General features: G+C 34.4%; 1 protein-coding gene. It reads right to left on the reverse strand.

From position 1 onward, the window contains the following. Nucleotides 1-332: 332 nt before the first annotated feature. Nucleotides 333-1,319 carry a hypothetical protein gene (locus ASE55_RS03840; protein WP_056215821.1) on the reverse strand — a complete coding sequence of 329 codons (987 nt, stop codon included), beginning with the start codon at nucleotides 1,317-1,319 and terminating at the stop codon, nucleotides 333-335. Nucleotides 1,320-1,926 lie beyond the last annotated feature (607 nt).

The following is a 1,926-nucleotide window of genomic DNA, read 5'->3' on the forward strand; positions in this document are numbered from 1 at the left end:
AAAGATGCTTTTATGGATTGGGGAATTGTACGGTTTGATTATATAAATTTTCTGCAAAATTTTATTCTCATTTTTCTTTTGGCAGACATTTTTAAACTGCTGTTAAAAAGAAGTTTAAAAAGATAAAACATTTCCAGAGCAATGGAAACAGAACCTGATTTTGTGGATGAAAATTTATTTTAAAAATTGTTTAAATAGTATAAAAACCTGCTGTGAGGCAGGTTTTATCTTTTCATGATAGCACGGATTTATAACCGTGCTTTATTTTTGTGCTTGCTCACGGATTGCAAATCCGCGAGATTGAGTTTTTAAATCTGCGAAATTTTTTGATATTATTTAGCAAGTATCTCAATGGTTTCATCTTTACCTATTGCAATTTGTTTTGTCTTTCTGTTAAATGCAATTAATGGTAAATCTTTAGTAGTATGGATAATTGATGAAATCTGATTACCGGAATAAATTTCCTTTATTTCTTCTGAAATTTCTCCGGTTCTGAAATTGATAATTTTGGGGTGCTGGTACAATTCCCAGGCAAAAGTATCATCTATTACAATTAAGTTTCCGCCCACAGAACAATTGGGCTTAAGGACTCCTGATATTTCATTGGTTGTGATATTCCAGATACCAATCTCTCCGTTTTTAAGTTTGTCAGAGGGTTCATCATCAAACGGCTCCGTATCATTTGGTGAGCCAATTAAAACCAGTTCGTTCGTAATAAAACTTGCAGTACAGATTTCAGCGGACACATCAGGTGTAAGTTTGCTTTTATCTAAAGCTTTAGGATTTTCTATGCATTCCTCAATATCAAAAATTTCTACGAAATCAAACGGATGCCATCCCCAGCCTTTGCTTAAAAAAGTTTTATTATCGGGGCTTACCTCAAGGCGTGAATGAAAAAAATCTGATGGATTTCTATCTGTATGGTTTGTCAAAAGCAATCCTGTCTCAACCTCTTCAAATTCCAGTCTGTTGTATTCATTTGGGCAGTGAATCAGGATGTCTCTTCCATCTTTAAGTTGAGCAAATGCAACAGGATATTCGTAGACTTCTGCATGATAATAAGATCGGTTGATTTCTCTCAGTATTTCCCTGTTCTTCAGTAAAAGGCCTTTTGTGCCGAGTCTACTGTAAACAACCGAATACATACCATCGGAAGAACTGATGGCACTGTCAAAAGAGAATGCTAAATAATAATTTCCAAGCTTTTTAATCTGACCGTCGGGTAAAAATACAGTTCCTGAATTCGCCCAGTCTATTAAATAATCATCTGCCCAGGTTAGTGTTGAAAAATTTGCTTCATTTATGGTCTGTCTTTGCATAATCAATACGGTTATTTATAGTTTTTATATTTGAAGTAAGAGTTTGTTATGTTTACCCGCAAATATAACCCAATTATTAATTGGAAACTGATAGGGTATTTACGAACTGATAATGCGGCATTGAAGTTTATCTTTTATGATAGCGCGGATTTATAATCCGTGCTTTATTTTGTGCTTGCTCACAGATTGCAAATCCGCGAGATCGGGGCCGAACCTCAAAGTGACACTGCCTAATTTTGTGGATGAAAATTTGTTTTAAAAACTGTTTACATATAGAAACCTGCTGTGAGGCAGGTTTTATCTTTTCATGGTAGCGCGGATTTATAATCCGTGCTTTATTTTTGTTCTTGCTTACGGATTGCAAATCCGCAAGATCGGGTTAAAAGAGCCATGGAAGCAGAGCCGAACCTGAAAGTGACGCTGCCGAATTTTGTGGATGAAAGTTTGTTTTAATTTAAAAATTAATTAATTTGAAAATGGATATTCACCATCAGTTTACAAGTATGTACTTTCTGCTTTTGTTGACAGTTTTTATTGTAATTAATCTTGTCATCTTAAGATTTAAAAAACAAAATTGGAAAGTTTTATTAGATTGGAAAGTGATGGC

This window comes from Chryseobacterium sp. Leaf201 (assembly GCF_001421435.1).
GTDB lineage: Bacteria > Bacteroidota > Bacteroidia > Flavobacteriales > Weeksellaceae > Chryseobacterium.